The organism is Streptomyces sp. GD-15H (assembly GCF_045291515.1).
Classification (GTDB): Bacteria; Actinomycetota; Actinomycetes; order Streptomycetales; family Streptomycetaceae; genus Streptomyces.
Genome location: NZ_CP149447.1, coordinates 4868577 through 4883444, shown reverse-complemented (window position 1 = coordinate 4883444; position 14868 = coordinate 4868577). Strand labels below are relative to the sequence as shown.

Annotated in this window: 12 protein-coding genes and 1 pseudogene; 4 read left to right on the top strand and 9 right to left on the bottom strand. The window is 73.9% G+C overall.

Features of this window, described 5'->3' with window-relative positions; all coding sequences use genetic code 11:
• The first annotated feature begins 53 nt into the window (after positions 1-53).
• Positions 54-3019: pseudogene (locus WJ438_RS23165) on the top strand (BTAD domain-containing putative transcriptional regulator).
• A gap of 308 nt (positions 3020-3327) precedes the next feature.
• On the opposite strand, the gene WJ438_RS23160 reads toward WJ438_RS23165, so the two are convergent.
• From WJ438_RS23160 to WJ438_RS23140, 5 genes are all read right to left on the bottom strand, one after another.
• Positions 3328-3891: an MFS transporter gene (locus WJ438_RS23160; RefSeq protein ID WP_406726935.1), complete on the bottom strand. Its 564-nt coding sequence runs from the start codon at positions 3889-3891 to the stop codon at positions 3328-3330.
• Positions 3849-4658 (bottom strand): MFS transporter, encoded by an 810-nt coding sequence (locus WJ438_RS23155; protein WP_406726934.1) that lies wholly within the window; start codon positions 4656-4658, stop codon positions 3849-3851. The genes WJ438_RS23160 and WJ438_RS23155 overlap by 43 nt, the downstream gene beginning before the upstream one ends.
• Positions 4655-6355: an amidohydrolase gene (locus tag WJ438_RS23150; RefSeq protein WP_406726933.1), complete on the bottom strand. Its 1701-nt coding sequence runs from the start codon at positions 6353-6355 to the stop codon at positions 4655-4657. The genes WJ438_RS23155 and WJ438_RS23150 overlap by 4 nt, the downstream gene beginning before the upstream one ends.
• A 76-nt stretch (positions 6356-6431) precedes the next feature.
• On the bottom strand, positions 6432-8120 hold the full coding sequence (locus WJ438_RS23145; protein WP_406726932.1) for an urease subunit alpha: 1689 nt from the start codon (positions 8118-8120) through the stop codon (positions 6432-6434).
• Entirely contained in the window at positions 8117-8695 is a 579-nt protein-coding gene (locus WJ438_RS23140; protein ID WP_406726931.1) for an urease subunit gamma, read from the bottom strand. Before WJ438_RS23140 ends, WJ438_RS23145 begins: the two co-directional genes overlap by 4 nt.
• Positions 8696-8822: 127 nt before the next feature.
• Here WJ438_RS23140 and WJ438_RS23135 point away from each other — a divergent pair, with 127 nt between their 5' ends.
• Entirely contained in the window at positions 8823-10040 is a 1218-nt protein-coding gene (locus WJ438_RS23135) for a PucR family transcriptional regulator (protein WP_406726930.1), read from the top strand.
• A gap of 42 nt (positions 10041-10082) precedes the next feature.
• Here WJ438_RS23135 and WJ438_RS23130 read toward each other — a convergent pair whose 3' ends face one another.
• The 3 genes from WJ438_RS23130 to WJ438_RS23120 are packed head-to-tail and all read right to left on the bottom strand — an operon-like array spanning position 10083 to position 12756.
• The gene (locus WJ438_RS23130; RefSeq protein WP_406726929.1) at positions 10083-11114 is read right to left on the bottom strand and encodes an NAD(P)/FAD-dependent oxidoreductase; all 1032 of its coding nucleotides are present in this window, start codon (positions 11112-11114) and stop codon (positions 10083-10085) included.
• Entirely contained in the window at positions 11111-11632 is a 522-nt protein-coding gene (locus WJ438_RS23125) for an isoprenylcysteine carboxyl methyltransferase family protein (protein ID WP_406729782.1), read from the bottom strand. The genes WJ438_RS23130 and WJ438_RS23125 overlap by 4 nt, the downstream gene beginning before the upstream one ends.
• Positions 11633-11640: 8 nt before the next feature.
• Positions 11641-12756: a type III polyketide synthase gene (locus WJ438_RS23120; RefSeq protein ID WP_406729781.1), complete on the bottom strand. Its 1116-nt coding sequence runs from the start codon at positions 12754-12756 to the stop codon at positions 11641-11643.
• Positions 12757-12973: 217 nt separating this feature from the next.
• Between WJ438_RS23120 and WJ438_RS23115 the strand changes: the two genes are divergently transcribed.
• The gene (locus WJ438_RS23115; protein ID WP_406726928.1) at positions 12974-13747 is read left to right on the top strand and encodes a UbiA family prenyltransferase; all 774 of its coding nucleotides are present in this window, start codon (positions 12974-12976) and stop codon (positions 13745-13747) included.
• Between the two features lie 204 nt (positions 13748-13951).
• Entirely contained in the window at positions 13952-14140 is a 189-nt protein-coding gene (locus WJ438_RS23110; RefSeq protein WP_406726927.1) for a hypothetical protein, read from the top strand.
• A gap of 141 nt (positions 14141-14281) precedes the next feature.
• On the opposite strand, the gene WJ438_RS23105 is transcribed toward WJ438_RS23110, so the two are convergent.
• Complete coding sequence (locus WJ438_RS23105) at positions 14282-14824, bottom strand: hypothetical protein (protein WP_406726926.1); 543 nt, start codon at positions 14822-14824, stop codon at positions 14282-14284.
• Positions 14825-14868: the final 44 nt, after the last annotated feature.

Below are 14868 nucleotides of genomic sequence, written 5' to 3'. Positions count from 1 at the left end.
CGTCACGGACAAGGCAGACTGGCGTGGTTGTTCAGGATGCATAGGGGGACCCCATGGAGGGTGCACCGCGAGTGCCGGAGCAGGGACGTCCCGGTTCGCCGACAGCACCGCCCGAGCCGCCGGTGCTGCGCTTCAGCGTGCTCGGACCGGTGCGCGCCTGGCGCGACGGCGAGCCCGTCAGCACCGGCAGCCCTCAGCAACGTGCCCTGCTCGCCGCCCTGTTGCTCCGCGAGGGCCGTACGGCCACCGCGGCCGAGCTGATCGACGCCCTGTGGGGCGAGGAGCCGCCCTCGCAGGCGCTGGCGGCGGTCCGTACGTACGCGTCCCGGCTGCGGAAGGTGCTGGACCCCGGAGTCCTGGTCAGCGAGTCCGGCGGATACGCCGTGCGCGGGCCGGGCGAGAGCGCGCTGGATGTCTCGATGGCGCAGCGGCTGGCCGCCGAGGCGGAGCGGGCGAAGAACGCCGGCGACCTGCGCACGGCCCGTACACGGCTGGGCCGCGCCCTCGCACTCTGGGACGGCGAGACACTGGCGGGAGTACCGGGCCCGTACGCGGAGGCACAGCGGGTGCGGCTGGAGGAGTGGCGCCTGCAACTCGCCGAGACCCGGCTGGACATGGACCTGGAGCAGGGCTGCCACGCGGAGGCCGTCTCGGAGCTGACGGCGCTCACGGCGGCCCACCCGCTGCGTGAACGCCTGCGCGAGCTGCTGATGCTGGCGCTGTACCGCAGCGGACGCCAGGCCGAGGCGCTGGCGGTGTACGCGGACACGCGCCGGCTGCTCGCCGACGAGCTGGGCGTGGACCCGCGTCCCGGCCTGCGGGAACTCCAGCAGCGCATCCTCCAAGCGGACCCCCACCTGGCGGAGCCCTCCTCCCCGCGCCGCCCGAACCCGCCGCCGCCCCGGTCCGTCCCGCGCAACTGCCCGCCACCGTGCCGGACTTCACCGGCCGTTCGTCCTTCGTACGCGAACTCGGCGCGCTCCTCGCCTCGGCCGAGGGCCGGGTGATGGCGGTGTCCGCGCTGGCCGGGATAGGCGGCGTCGGCAAGACGACCCTCGCGGTGCACGTCGCCCACCAGGCACGGGCCGGCTTCCCCGACGGCCAGCTGTACGTCGACCTTCAGGGCGCGGGCCAGCGGGCGGCCGAGCCCGAGACGGTCCTCGGCGCCTTTCTGCGCGCCCTCGGCATCGTCGAATCCGCCGTTCCCGACTCGCTCGAGGAACGGGCGGCGCTGTACCGGTCCCTCCTGGACGGCCGCAGAGTGCTGGTGCTGCTGGACAACGCGCGGGACGCCGCCCAGATACGCCCCCTCCTGCCGGGCACGGAGGGCTGCGCGGCCCTGGTGACGTCCCGGGTCCGGATGGTGGACCTGGCCGGCGCGCACCTGATCGACCTGGACGTGATGTCCCCGGACGAGGCGCTGGCCCTGTTCACGAAGATCGTCGGCGAGGAGCGGGTGGCGTCGGAGCGCGAGGCCGCGCTGGACGTCGTGGCTGCCTGCGGTTTCCTCCCGCTGGCCATCCGTATCGCGGCCTCCCGGCTGGCGGCACGCCGCACCTGGACCGTCTCGGTGCTGGCGGCCAAGCTCGCCGACGAACGCCGCCGCCTGGACGAGCTGCAGGCCGGCGACCTCGCCGTGAAGGCCACCTTCGAACTCGGTTACGGCCAGCTGGAGCCGGCCCAGGCCCGTGCCTTCCGCCTCATCGGCCTGGCCGACGGCCCGGACATCTCCCTGGCGGCAGCGGCGGCGGTCCTCGACCTCCCGGCCGACGACACGGAGGACCTTCTGGAGTCCCTGGTGGACACCTCCCTGCTGGAGTCCGCGGCACACGGCCGCTACCGCCTGCACGACCTGGTCCGCCTCTACGCGCGTGCGTGCGCCGAACGCGACGAACACCCCCCGGGCGAGCGCACCGCCGCCCTGTCCCGCCTCCTGGACTTCTACCTGGCCACGGCGGCGGGCGTGTACGCGATCGAGCGGCCCGGGGACCGGCTGGTCGACCATCTGGCCGCCACCGACCATCCCGGGCTGCGTTTCCCCGACCGCAAGCCGGCGCGGGACTGGCTGTACACGGAGGCGAACTGCCTGCTGTCCTTCGCCCGGCAGTGCGCCGACCGGCCGGACACCCTGCGCCGCAGCATCGACCTGCTGTGGGCCGCGCTCGACCTGTCGGAGTCGGGGGCCAACTCCAAGGAGTACGAGTTCACGGCACGGACCCTGCGGGACGCGGCCCGGAAGGTCGGCGTCGCGCAGGTGGAGGCCCGGGCGCTGATGACCCTGGCGCACGCGCACCTCGACGGCGGCCGGTTCGACCTGGCCGACGAGGAGGCCGAACAGGTCATCCACCTCGCACGGCGGGCCGACGACCTGCTGCCCGTGTGCTGGGCCCACAACGCCCGCGGCGTGATCGCGCTCTACCAGGGCCGCACCGCGGCCGGCGAGGAGCACCTCTCCCACGCCCTCACGCATTTCCGGACACTGGGCGACCGCCCCGGTGAGGCCAGCGCGCTCTGCAACCTCTCGCGGGTCCAGCTGGCCACCGGCAGCACGGACAGCGCCGTGGCACTCGCCCAGGAGGGCATGGAGATCTACGACGCCATGGGCAACTCCATGCGCGGTGCGAACGGGCGCTACGCGCTGGGCATGGCCCTCACCCAGAGCCACCGGCTCGTCGACGCGGCCGACCGGCTCCTGGAGGCGCTGGAGGTCTTCCGGGACAGCCGGCAGCGCCTGTGGGAGGGCATGACCCTGGTCCGCCTGGCGGAGGTCGACATCGCGGCGCAGCGCTACGCCCAGGCCGCGGCGAACGCCGAGATGGCGCTGACGGTGCTGCGCGGCATCGGCGGGGAATGGCGGCGCGGCAACGTCCTGACGGTGCTGGGGCACGCACTCACCGGCGTCGGCCACATGGGGCGCGCCCGCGTCTGCTGGGAGGAGGCCGTGCGCATCTACGAGGCACTGGGCTCACCGGAGGCCACGGCGGTACGCGCGTTGCTGACTCCCGTCGAGGCCGCCTGAGCGTACGTCGGCCGTGGGCGACGGCGGCGCCGCACCGCGCAGGTCGCCGCCGACGACGCCGTCGGCGCGCGCGGCGTCGCGGCCTGCGGGCACGCTCTCCCGGCAGGAGCCGCCGCGCTCGACCGGAGGCGGAGCGGTTGCCGCCCGCCCCCTGCGGCGGGGCTTCGCCGAGTACTCCTTGTACGTGCCCGCCGGACCGGGCCGGAACGGCGGTGCGGCCCGCTGCACGAGGGGCAGCGGGCCGCACGGAGGAGTCGGCTCGCGTCGGTGACACCGTACGGGGCGGTGCCGGACGCGGGCCGGTGGGCTCAGGCGGTGAGGGCGTCGTCCTTCACGCGCAGCCGACTGCCCAGGAGTCCGCCGAGGGCGGTGATCAGGGCCAGGGCCATCAGCAGCAGGGCCGCCGGCCAGGAGGCCCCGCCGCCGGCGGCCAGCAGGGCGGTCGCCAGGAAGGGGAGGAAGCCGGTGAGGGCGCCGGCCAGGTTGTAGGACAGAGCCACGCCGGTGTAGCGCAGCCGGGCCGGGAACAGTTCGGCGAGCAGCGCCCCGGACACCGCGTACGCGACGGAGAGCACGCCGATGCCGGCCGCCATGGCCAGCACGACCAGGACGGGGTTCTCGGTCTCGACCAGCCAGAAGAGCGGGAAGGCGAAGGCGGCGCTGAGCAGACCGCCCCACAGCGTGACCCGGCCGGGGCCGAGGCGGTCCGCCATGCGTCCCACGACGAGGATCACCACGATCTGGACGACCGCCGCCACCAGCGTCCCGTTGACCATGAGGGAGCGCGGCATTCCCAGGGTGTCGGCCCCGTAACTGATCATGAACGTGGTCAGCATGTAGAACCCGCCGACTCCCAGGGTCGCCGAGGCCATCGCCACCAGCAGCCGGCCCAGGCCTGGCGGAAGATGTCGAGCGCCGGCACCTTGGCCTGCTCGTTCTGCTCCAGCATCTCGTCGAAGAGCGGCGACTCCTCCACCTTGCGGCGGATGTAGACGGCGATACCCATCAGCGGGAAGGCCATCAGGAACGGCAGGCGCCAGCCCCAGGAGTCGAAGGACTCGGACGGCAGGAGGAGCACCAGGGCGAAGGCGCCGGAGGAGAGCAGGGTGCCCACGGGGGAGCCGACCTGCGGGAGTGCGGCGTACCAGCCGCGCTTCCCCGGCGGCGCGTGTTCCACGGCCAGGGTGATGGCGCCGCCCCACTCACCACCGACGGCGATGCCCTGGACCAGGCGCAGGAGCACCAGCAGCAGCGGCGCGGCCACGCCGATGGTGGCGTAGCCCGGCAGCAGACCGATCAGGCCGGTGGCCACACCGATCATCACCACGGTGATCAGCAGAGCCGGCTTCCTGCCCATGCGGTCGCCGAGCCATCCGAAGATGAGGGCGCCGATCGGCCGGGCGGCGAATCCGACACCGAAGGTCGCGAAGGCCGCCAGGGTGGCCGCCGTGGGGTTGAGGGTGGTGAAGTACAGCCGGTTGAAAACGATGGCGGAGGCGGTACCGAAGAGGAAGTAGTCGTACCACTCCAGTGCCGTGCCGACGAAGGACGCGAAGGCGACCCGTCCGGCGTCCTTGCTCTTCGTATCGGCCGATGCGCCCGGCGGAGCCCCTGGGGTGACCTGACCGACTGTGCTCATGCGTGACTCCTTGCGTCCGGCCGGGGGGTTCCGGTCGTGGGGAGGGGACCGTTCGCTGCCGCGAGGTTCCCGAGGGTGTCGGCGCCGTGGACACACTCACCGGCCACAAAGGTGGCCAGGACGTCGATGGCGCCCATCCGATCGCTGTCGACGGTGACAGGGTCATCGGAAAGTACGGCGAAATCGGCATATTTGCCGGGGGTGATGCTGCCGCGGCGGCTCTCGTCGTGGCTGGCCCATGCCGCATCGATGGTGTAGGCCCGGAGGGCCTGCTCCGCGCTCACCCGCTCGTCCGGGGCGAGCACGGTGCCCGCCCGGCTGAGGCGCTCGACCATGGACTGCATCCCGAGGAGGGGGGCTCCCGGGGCGACCGGCCGGTCGGAGCTGCCCGGCACCCGGATCCCCCGGTCGAGGAAGGAACGGTGCCGGTACATCCACAGGGTACGTTCCGGGCCGAGTCCCTCGGCCATGCTGTCGCCCACGTCATACAGGAAGCGCGCCTGCGGCACCGGGACCACGCCCAGCTCCACGTAGCGGTCCAGCTGGTCGGGGCGGACCACCGCGGAGTGCTCGATGCGGTGCCGCACGTCCGGGCGGGGCAGCACGCGCTGCGCCTCGGCGAAGGCGTCGAGGGCGAGGTCGACGGCGCTGTCGCCGATGGCGTGGGCGGCCACCCGCCAGCCGGCCCGGTGGGCGTCGACGACGAGCCGGTGCATCTCCTCCGGACTGTTCTGGTAGACGCCGCTCGTGTGGTCGTGCCCGCAGAACGGCTCGGAGACCGCGGCCGTGCGGCCGATCAGCGACCCGTCCAGCCAGATCTTCATCGGGCCCAGGCGCAGCCGGTCGTCGCCGAAGCCGGAGCGCAGGCCCAGGTCGATTCCGGTGGTGATGCCGTCGTCGGCGTGCGCGCGCAGGGCGTGCAGGTTGTCGGCGGCGACCATCAGCTCGACCCGGGTGCGCAGCGTGCCGCGTTCGCGGGCCAGCTGGTAGGCGGCGGCCTCGACGGGGCTGCGGCCGATGAGGCCGAGCCCGATCCCGGCCTCCACCACGTGGGTCAGGCCCTCCGCGGCGTAGACCTCGCTCGCGCGGCCGAGGGCGTCGGCCAGTTCGGCCACCGGGTAGGGCATGACCAGGTCGGTGACCAGAGCCTGGGCCCGCTCCTGGAGCAGGCCGGTCGGGGAGCCGCCGCCGTCGCGCACCACGATCCCGCCCTCGGGGGCGTCGACGCCGCCGTCGAGGACGCCGGCCCGCCGCAGCACCTCGCTGCCGGCCACGCACATGTGCCCGGAACGGTGCTTGAGCCACACCGGCCGCCCGCCGGCCGCCCGGTCCAGTTCCGTGCGGTGCGGGTGCCCGCCCATGACCGTGTCGTCGTACCCGGCGCCCACGATCCAGGCGTCGGCCGGCAGGGCGGCCGCGCGGCGGGCGACGGCGTCGTAGACCTGGGACAACGTGGTGGCCGTGCTCAGGTCGAGTTCGCCGAGGGACTGGCCGAACCAGGCCATGTGGTTGTGGGCGTCGCCGAATCCGGGGACGACGACCGCGCCGCCGCAGTCGAGCACGGTGCGCGCCGGCAGGTCCTCGACCGTCTCGTCGAGGCCGACGATCCGTCCCGCCAGAACACCGAGGGTGTGGGCGCGGGGGTGGCGGTCGTCCACCGTGCGGATGCGGGCGTTGCGCAGTGTGAGATCGAGCATGGGGCGGCTTTCGGGTGGTGTGTGGGGTGTCCGGCTCGGGACGGGGCGGGGCCGGATCGGGTCGGTCGGGGCCGGTTCAGGCCAGGTTCTGCAGGCGGGTCAGTGGCAGGTCGGCGGCGTGGTGGATGTCGATCGGGCGGCCGTCGACGAGGACCGCGTCGGGTGTGAGGGGTACCTGCACCGTCGGTACGGCGGTGTTGCCGACCATGTCGCCGCGGGTCAGGCCACGGCTGTCGCGCAGGGCGGTGTAGCGCACCCCCGTGGGGAGGGCGTCGGCGGCGGCGCGGTCGTCCAGGCAGGCCCGGGAGACGAAGACCGTGGACAGCCGGCGCGGGGCTCCGCCCAGGCCACCGAAGTACGGCTTCATCACGCGCGGCTGGGTGAGCCGGGTCGAGCCGGAGCCCGAGCCCGTCAGCCCCCAGGCGACGAAGCCGGACTTGAGCACCAGTTCCGGCTGCGCGCCGAAGGTGGCGGGGCGCCACAGCACGACGTCGGCGATGCTGCCGGGCCGCAGTGAACCGACGTCCGAGGCCATGCCGTGGGCGATCGCGGGGTTCAGCGTGATCTTGGCCAGGTAGCGCAGCACCCGTTCGTTGTTGGCGACGTCCGGACCGGTCTGCCCGGCCAGGTGGGCCTGGACGTGGGCGAGTTGCCAGGTGCGGCGCGCGGTCTCGGCGATGCGGCCCATGCCCATGGAGTCGGAGTTGACGATGCTGATCGCGCCGAGGTCGTGCAGGGCGTTCTCGGCGGCGATGGCGTGCTCGCGCACCCGGCTCGCCGCGATGGACACGTCGCTCTCCACCCCGTGGTGTCCGCCGTGGACGGTCATCGTCATGGGCAGCAGTTCGGCGACGGTGGCCGGGGTGAGCGGCAGCGTCGGGGTGGTGGAGGAGGTCAGCACGTGCGGCTGGGAGACGATCTCCAGCAGGTCGGGGTGGCCGCCGCCGCCCTCGACGTGGTAGGCGTGCACGGTGCGTCCGCGGGTGGCCGAAAGGGTGTCCGCCAGGTAGCCGGACTCGTTGAGGGTGTCGGTGTGCAGGGCGACCGGCAGGTCGGCCTCCTCCGCGACGCCCAGGCAGGTGTCGACGATGCGGGGCGTGGCCCCCCAGTCCTCGTGGATCTTGAAGCCGCCGGAGCCGGCGAGGACCGCACGCTCCAGCAGCTCCTGCGAGGAGGAGGAACCGCGGGCGAGGAACGCCACGTTGACCGGGGCGTCGCGCCAGCCCTCGATGAGGCTGTGCAGGTTGTGGGCGGGGTTGGCGCCGACGTCCCACACGCCGCCGATCCCCATGCCGACCATGGTGGTGACGCCGGCGGAGAGCGCGGCGGGCACCACCTCGGGGCTGGAGAGGTGGACGTGGGAGTCCACGATCCCGGCCGTGGCGAGGAGTCCCTGACCGTTGATCATCGCGGTGTGGGAGTCGACGACGAGTTCGACGCCGTCGTTGTTCTCCGGGTTGCCGGCCCGTCCGACGCCGACGATCCGGCCGTCCTTGATGCCGATGTTGGTCTTGCGGACGCCGAGCAGCGGGTCCAGGACGACCACGCCGAGGAGCACCATGTCCAGCGCGCTGTCCCGCGGGGCGCGGCCGGTCACGAGCAGGCCGTCGCGGGTGGTCTTGCCGCAGCCGCCGAGCATTTCCTCGCCGGGCTCGGTGTCGTCGGCGTCGACCCGTACCCACAGGTCGGTGTCGGCCAGCCGGATCCGGTCGCCGGTGGTCGGGCCGTACACGGACGCGTACGCACGCCGGGACATCCGGCTCATCGGTCTCCTCCTCGTGCCACGACGGTGACCGTGCGGGTCGCGGCGGGCTCGAACCGCTCGGAGGCGCCGGCCGGGACGTCCAGCCGGTGGCCGCGGGCGGCCTCACGGTCGAACTCCAGGGCGGTGTTCGCCTCCTCCAGGGGGAAGTGGGAGGAGAGCCACACCGCGCGGGCGCCCCGGTTGGTGATCTCCAGTTCCTTGCGCGGCCGGCCGGGGGCCAGCTCCGTCTCGCCCTCGGCGGCCAGTACGGCGCCGGGGTCGGCCGGCCCGGCCGGTCCGAAGGGCTCGGCGACGTGGACCAGCGTGGAGCCGTGGGGGAAGAGTGCCTCCACCTGGATACCGGGCACGGCCCCGGCGACTCCCGGCAGCAGGTGCTCGCGCGGGACGATATCCCGGGCCTGCTCGATCACGATCTCCAGCGGCACCCCGTCCCAGGCCATCTCCAGGATCTCGTCGCACACCAGGGCGACGGCCTCCGTCGCACCGAGCCGGCCGCCGCGGGCCAGCCGCCGCCGGGCGAGTTCGGCGGCCGAGAACAGCGTCAGCCGTTCCTGCTCGCGTGGAGTCAGATGCATGGACGTTCCCCTCGAGATCAGACGTGGCCCGTTGGCCACGTGGGTGGGGCATGCACAGCACAATGCCCTGCGAGAAGGGTGTGAACAATGCTGAAACGCTCCGTGCTGGAGCAGCGATAATGGGCACATGCACAATGCGCCGGACGTCGATGATCCTGTCCGCACCCCCGCCGCCCGGCCCGGCGGCGACGGCGGCGCGTCGGTCCTCCCCGAGCTGCGCACGCTGGTGCGCGACTGCCTGGACGACCTGGACGACCTGGTCGGGCGCTACGTCCCGGAGGTCTCCGCGCTCGACGACTACGAGGCCGTGGTCCCGCCCGAGGAGCTGCGCGACACCGCCCGGTCCTGCTTCGAACTGCTCCTGCGCCTGATCGGCGACCTGCCGGTGCCCGAGGACCTGCGCGGGGTCCCGGAGCGGCTGGGCCGCCGCCGCGCCCACCAGGGCGTGCCGCTGGAGCGGCTCCTGCAGGCGGTGCGCATGGACTTCCGCGTGCTGTGGACCGCCTTCCTGGAACGCACCCGCCCGGAGGATCTGCCGCAGCTGACGCGCGGGGCGGTACGGGTGTGGGAGGCAGTGGAGTTCCACACCGTGCACGTGCACGCCGCCTACCTGGACCAGGTCGCCGTGCTGGCCCGCGAACAGGAGCGTGAGCGGACCGCGCTCATGGGCAGGCTGCTGTCCTCGGACGGCCGCGACCAGCAACTCGTCGCCCAGGCGGCCACCCTCCTCCAGGTGAACACGCAGTCGGACTTCGCCGTGGCGGTGGCACCGCCGGAGTCACAGCAGGAGCTGCGCCGGGCCGTCATCGCACGGCTGGCAGGTCACTCCCTCCACCTGCAGCAGCAGCACGGCATGCTGGTGCTCGTGGCCAGGCTGCCGCAGGGAGCGGACGCGCCCCCGCCCGCCTGGCTGGACGGCGTGGCCTGCGCGGTCGGCCCGGTGGCGCGCGGACTGGCCCGCGTCCCCGACACGGTGCGGGTGACCGAGGCGATCGCCATGACGATGGACGGCGGGACGGCGGACGGCCCGGTGACCCTGGTCGACGCGTGGATGTCCGTGGCCGCGGCACGGCTGGGCCCGATCGCGGGGATGCTGGCCGACTCGGTGCTGTCCGGTCTGGATCGGCTGTCCCCGCACGAGCGCGGACGCCTGCTGGACACCGTGGTCGCCTACTGCGAGTCCGGGTCGGTCGCGGCGGTCACCCGCGAGCTGTACTGCCACCGCAACACGGTGCTCAACCGGCTGAGCCGGTTCACCGAGCTGACCGGCCTGCACCCCACCAGGCCGACGGAGGCGGCCACCATCCTGTTCGCCCTGCAGTGCGCCCGCAGCCGTGGCGGATGACACCCGCGGACGGTGTGACACCGGCCGCTCCGGCGGCCGGGCTCACGCCAGGGCGTTCACCGCTGCGGCGAAGAGGTGGGGCAGGCGGGTGGCCGTGGGGGTGATGCGGTGGGCGAGGGTGGGGTGCAGGCGGGCTCTGACCAGCAGGTCGGTCAGGAGGCGGTGGCGGCGGGTGGCTCTTCTCCAGTCGGTTTCGTAGTGGCTCGGGGTGCCCCGGCGTACGTTGGCGACCAGGGCCTCGGCGCCGGTGAGGGCGTGGGTGATGCCCTCACCGGTCAACGCGTCGATGTCGCCGGCGGCGTCGCCGACCAGGAGGACCCGGCCGTGGACACGGGCGCGGGCTCGTTGGCGCAGTGGGCCGGCGCCGCGCACCGCGGTGACGGCCGCTTGCGCGGGGAGACGGGCCGCGAGTTCGGGGAAGGTCCTCAGGTGGGTGGTGAAGGGGGCTCGCCGGGTGGTCAGGAGGGCGACGCCGACGAGGGTGGGGCCGAGCGGGGTGACGTAGGCCTCCGCGTGGGGTCCCCAGTGGACTTCGACGTAGGGGGACCAGGGGGGCACCGCGTAGTGGCGGCGCAGGCCGTAGCGGGGGGTCTCCCCGGTCCGCACGTCCAGCTCGAGGGAGCGGCGGACGGGTGAGTGCAGGCCGTCGGCGGCGATCAGCCAGCGGGCGCGCAGGCCGGTGCCGGGGACGGTCACGCCCGTGGTGTCCTGCCGCACTTCCTCCACCCTCAGGGGCAGTACGGGCACTCCCGCGTCCAGGACGGCCCGGTGGAGGACGCTGTGCAGGCCGGTGCGGCGGGCGCCGAGGCCGAGGCCGCGCCGGAAGGCGGCCTGGACCCGGTGGGGGCCCTGGACGTAGCGGATGCCGGTGAGGGGGTGGCCGGGGACGTCCAGGCCGAGGGCGGTGAGGGCGCGGACGGCGCCGGGCATCAGGCCCTCGCCGCACGCCTTGTCGACCGGGGCCCAGCGGGGCTCGGCGATGACGGCGTCGAGGCCGGCGCGCGCGGCGTGCAGGGCGGTGGCGAGGCCGGCGGGGCCGCCTCCGACGATCAGGAGGTCGCGGGTGCCGTTCACGCGGGGACCGCCTGGGTGAGGGCCGTGTTCTCGCAGCGGATCCGGACCGTGAGCAGCATCGCGTTGGCGAGGGTGAACGCCGTCGCGGTCAGCCATGCGCAGTGCACCAGGGGCAGCGCGGCGATCTCCACGACGACCGCGACGTAGTTGGGGTGGCGGAGGAGACGGTAGGGGCCCGCCCTGACCAGGCGTGCCCCGGGGACGACGATGACGCGGGTGTTCCAGTACGGGCCGAGGGTGGCCACGCACCACCAGCGCAGGGCCTGGGCCAGTGCGGTGAGCGCCAGCATGGGCAGGCCGAGAGTGGGAAGGAACGGCCGGTCGGCGACGAGCAGGGGTTCGAGCAGGCAGCACGCGAGCAGGCCCGTGTGCAGGGCGACCATGACGGGGTAGTGGCCGCGGCCGTGCTCCACACCGGCGCGGGCGAGGGTCCGGGCCGCGTTGCGCCGGGCGACGACGAGTTCGGCGACGCGCTCGGCGGCGACGGCGAGGACGAGGAGTGCGTACCACCACTGCATGGGGGCGCTCACCAGCGCAGCAGGACGAGTTCGGAGCAGAAGCCCGGGCCCATCGCCAGGAGCAGGCCCCACGTCCCGGGTTCGGGGCGGCGGGCTTCCAGGGTGCTCTGCAGGATGTGCAGTACGGAGACCGAGGACATGTTTCCCGCCGTCGCGAGGGAGCGCCACGCGGACTCCAGGGCGTCGCCGGGCAGGCCGAGGGTGTCGGTGACGGCGGAGAGGACCTTGGGGCCTCCCGGGTGGCACACCCAGGTGCCGATGTCGTCGGTGGTGAGGCCGTGTTCCGCGAGGAAGGCGCGCACGTGCCGCCCGAAGTGGTCGCGGACGATGCCGGGCACACCGGCATCGATCACGACGTGGAAGCCGCCGGCTCCGATGTCCCACCCGAGGAGTTGTCCGGTGTCCGGGTAGAGGTGGCTGCGCGTGGCGATCACCGCGGGGGCGGGGCCGGCTGCGCCCGGTCCACCGTTGTGCGTCCCGCCGTCACTCCCCCGCCCACCGCCACTGTCCGCGCCGCGTGCGACGAGTGCTGCCGCGCCGTCGCCGAACAGGGCGCCGGCGACCAGGTTGGCACGGCGGTCGTCACGGTGCTGGAGCGTGAGGGAGCACAGTTCGACGGTGAGCAGCACCGCGATGTCGTCGGGGTGCCCGCGCAGGTGGTCGTGCACCCTCGCGAGGCCGGCGGCGCCCGCCACACAGCCCAGGCCGAAGACCGGCAGTCGCTTGACGTCGGGCCGCAGCCCCATGCGCCCGGCCAGCCGGGCGTCGAGCGACGGGGCGGCGACGCCGGTGATGGAGGCGCACACCAGCAGGTCGACGTCGGCCGGTGCGAGCCCCGCCTCCTTCAGCGCGCCGGTGAGGGCTTCCTCGCCCAGTTCGAGGCCGACCGCCAACCAGGCGTCGTTGCGCTGCCCGAAGTCCCTCAGACCGGCGTACCGCTCGATCGGCAGGGCGAGGTGACGGGTGCGTACGCCTGCGGACGCGTGCAGGCGGTGCAGTACGGCGCGGTCCGCGCCCGGGGGCAGGCACAGGTCGCCGATCGGCTCGGTGAGGTCGGCCTGGGCGTATCGGTGCGGTGCCAGCGCGGTGTGGACGGCGGCGATCGCGGACGTCGCGGCCGGCATGGCCGGAGCGGTCGTCCGGCGCGGGGCGGAGGTCGGGGAGGTCGGGGAGGGGGCATGGTCGACGATCAGGGGGACACGCATGTCGGTCATGCCTCCCACGCGCCGACCGCCTGATTACCTTGCGTACGTGTCTCTCCACCCGTCCGGGGCCCTCCGGCGCTCGACGCGCCGGGTCCCGGTGTTGCTGCGTTCCTGTCATCCGGAGCCGGCGGTCGCCGTGACGGTGTTCGTGACCGTGCTGGCCGTGGCGGCGGGCCGCGGGCCCGCGGGCTCGGCGGCGGTGGGTGCGGCGGTGCTGGCCGGTCAGCTCTCGGTGGGCTGGTGCAACGACGCCGTCGACGCGCGGCGTGACATGGACTGCGGGCGGGGCGACAAGCCGGTCGCCGCCGGCACACTCCCGCCGCGGGCGGCGGCTGCCGCGGCCGGCACGGCCCTGGCGTGGTGCGTACCGCTGTCGTTGCTGAGCGGGGCCGCGGCGGGCGCGGCGCACCTCACGGGCGTGGCCGCGGGCTGGGCATACAACCTGCGGTGGAAGCACACGGTGCTCTCGCCGCTGCCCTACGCCGTGGGCTTCGGCTCGCTGCCGGCCTTCGTGACCCTCGGTCTGCCGTCGCCGTCCCGGCCCGCGTGGTGGGCGGTGACGGCGGGGGCGCTGCTGGGTGTGGGGGCACACCTGGTGAACGTGCTCCCGGACATCGAGGACGACCTGGCGACCGGGGTGCGCGGACTGCCGCAGCGGCTGGGCCGGCCGGTCTGCCGGTGGCTGGCTCCGTGCGTGATGTCGGCGGCCCTGGTGGTGGCCGTCGCGGGGCCGCCCGGGGCGGTGGGGAGGTCGGGGTGGACGCTGGGGGTGGCGGGCGGGATCGTCGCGGTCGCGGGTACGGCGGTGCCGTCGGCGGACCGGAGCCGGTGGCCGTTCCGGGCGGCGATCGTGGTGGCCGGGACGGCCGTGGCGCAGCTCCTGCTCCGAGGCTCGGACATGGCTTCCTGACACCGGCGTTCATCATTCGTTTATCGCCGGACGCCATCGTGGAGTCAGTCGATCCGTCGCATCGGGGGCAGGCGGGTCGTCACGAGAGGCCGCGGTACCGGCCCGCCGGGGTCGAGCGGCCGAAGGGCCCGTCCGGTCGTCCTCGGGGGAATGCCCGGGCGGGCCCCATGACGACGAACACCACACAGGGGAGACCGAAGAATCATGAGCGACGAGCAGGTCGTCAAGCCGCAGGACATCCACGCCACCTCGGAGCCGCTCCACCCGAAGAGCGAGGACCCGAAGACCGAGGACGGCGGCGCGAGCACCCAGGGCGACATCCACGCCACCGACGAGCCCCTGGAGACCAAGGACATCCACGCCACGTCGGAGCCCTTCAAGCCGACCCGGTAGGCCGCACCGCACGGGGAGACAGCTGGGCCGCGACGGCGCGGAGGGGGAGCCGTCGCGGCCCAGCCGTGTCCGCACGGTTCCTCCGCCGTCCTCGCCCAGGGCCTGCACGGGAGGGCCCGCGCGGGGCCGGAGGCGAGCGGGTCAGCGGGTGGCCGGGGCGTACAGGTCGGGGTCGCAGGCGGAGACCCGGGCGGCGCGTGTGCGGTCGCCGCCGACCTTCACCCGCGTGGTCGCCGTACCGTCGGCGGTCACGGCGACCCGCTGCGCCGGGGAGGCGACCGTGCGCCCGGCCCTGTCCTCGAAGGCGACGGTGACGGTGAAGACGCCGTCGACGGTATTGGGGTTGGTGACGCGGACGGTCGCGTACGGGGCCTTCTTCGAGGCGCAGCTCAGCAGTTCCACGGTCGCGTCCTGGAGGGACGAGGACGCGCCCCCGCCGGTGTCGCTGCCGCCCGCATCGTCGTAGTTGCCGTCGTTGCCGTAGTAATCGTCATCGTCGTCGTGGTCGCGGTGGCTTCCTCCGCCGGACTTCGGCGACGAGTCGTGGTTCTGCGACGAACTGCTGCACCCGCCACCGCCGTCACCGCCGCGGCCGTGACCGCGTCCGGCCGAGAAGCCGGTGAGAGTGAGGACGACCAGCGCCGCCACCGCTGTGAGCTTGAGAGTGTTCCCCCGTGACCGCATGCCCGCAGACTAGCCAACCCTCTGTCACGAGCACGTCACTGTCG

What these genes read in the sequence shown, in the direction of transcription:
- WJ438_RS23150 (WP_406726933.1), bottom strand. Translation starts at nt 6,355, where the DNA reads ATGCTCGATCTCACACTGCGCAACGCCCGCATCCGCACGGTGGACGAC.
- WJ438_RS23125 (WP_406729782.1), bottom strand. Translation starts at nt 11,632, where the DNA reads ATGCAGTGGTGGTACGCACTCCTCGTCCTCGCCGTCGCCGCCGAGCGC.
- WJ438_RS23135 (WP_406726930.1), top strand. Translation starts at nt 8,823, where the DNA reads ATGCACAATGCGCCGGACGTCGATGATCCTGTCCGCACCCCCGCCGCC.
- WJ438_RS23140 (WP_406726931.1), bottom strand. Translation starts at nt 8,695, where the DNA reads ATGCATCTGACTCCACGCGAGCAGGAACGGCTGACGCTGTTCTCGGCC.
- WJ438_RS23160 (WP_406726935.1), bottom strand. Translation starts at nt 3,891, where the DNA reads ATGGCCTCGGCGACCCTGGGAGTCGGCGGGTTCTACATGCTGACCACG.
- WJ438_RS23105 (WP_406726926.1), bottom strand. Translation starts at nt 14,824, where the DNA reads ATGCGGTCACGGGGGAACACTCTCAAGCTCACAGCGGTGGCGGCGCTG.
- WJ438_RS23155 (WP_406726934.1), bottom strand. Translation starts at nt 4,658, where the DNA reads ATGAGCACAGTCGGTCAGGTCACCCCAGGGGCTCCGCCGGGCGCATCG.
- WJ438_RS23110 (WP_406726927.1), top strand. Translation starts at nt 13,952, where the DNA reads ATGAGCGACGAGCAGGTCGTCAAGCCGCAGGACATCCACGCCACCTCG.
- WJ438_RS23120 (WP_406729781.1), bottom strand. Translation starts at nt 12,756, where the DNA reads ATGCCGGCCGCGACGTCCGCGATCGCCGCCGTCCACACCGCGCTGGCA.
- WJ438_RS23145 (WP_406726932.1), bottom strand. Translation starts at nt 8,120, where the DNA reads ATGAGCCGGATGTCCCGGCGTGCGTACGCGTCCGTGTACGGCCCGACC.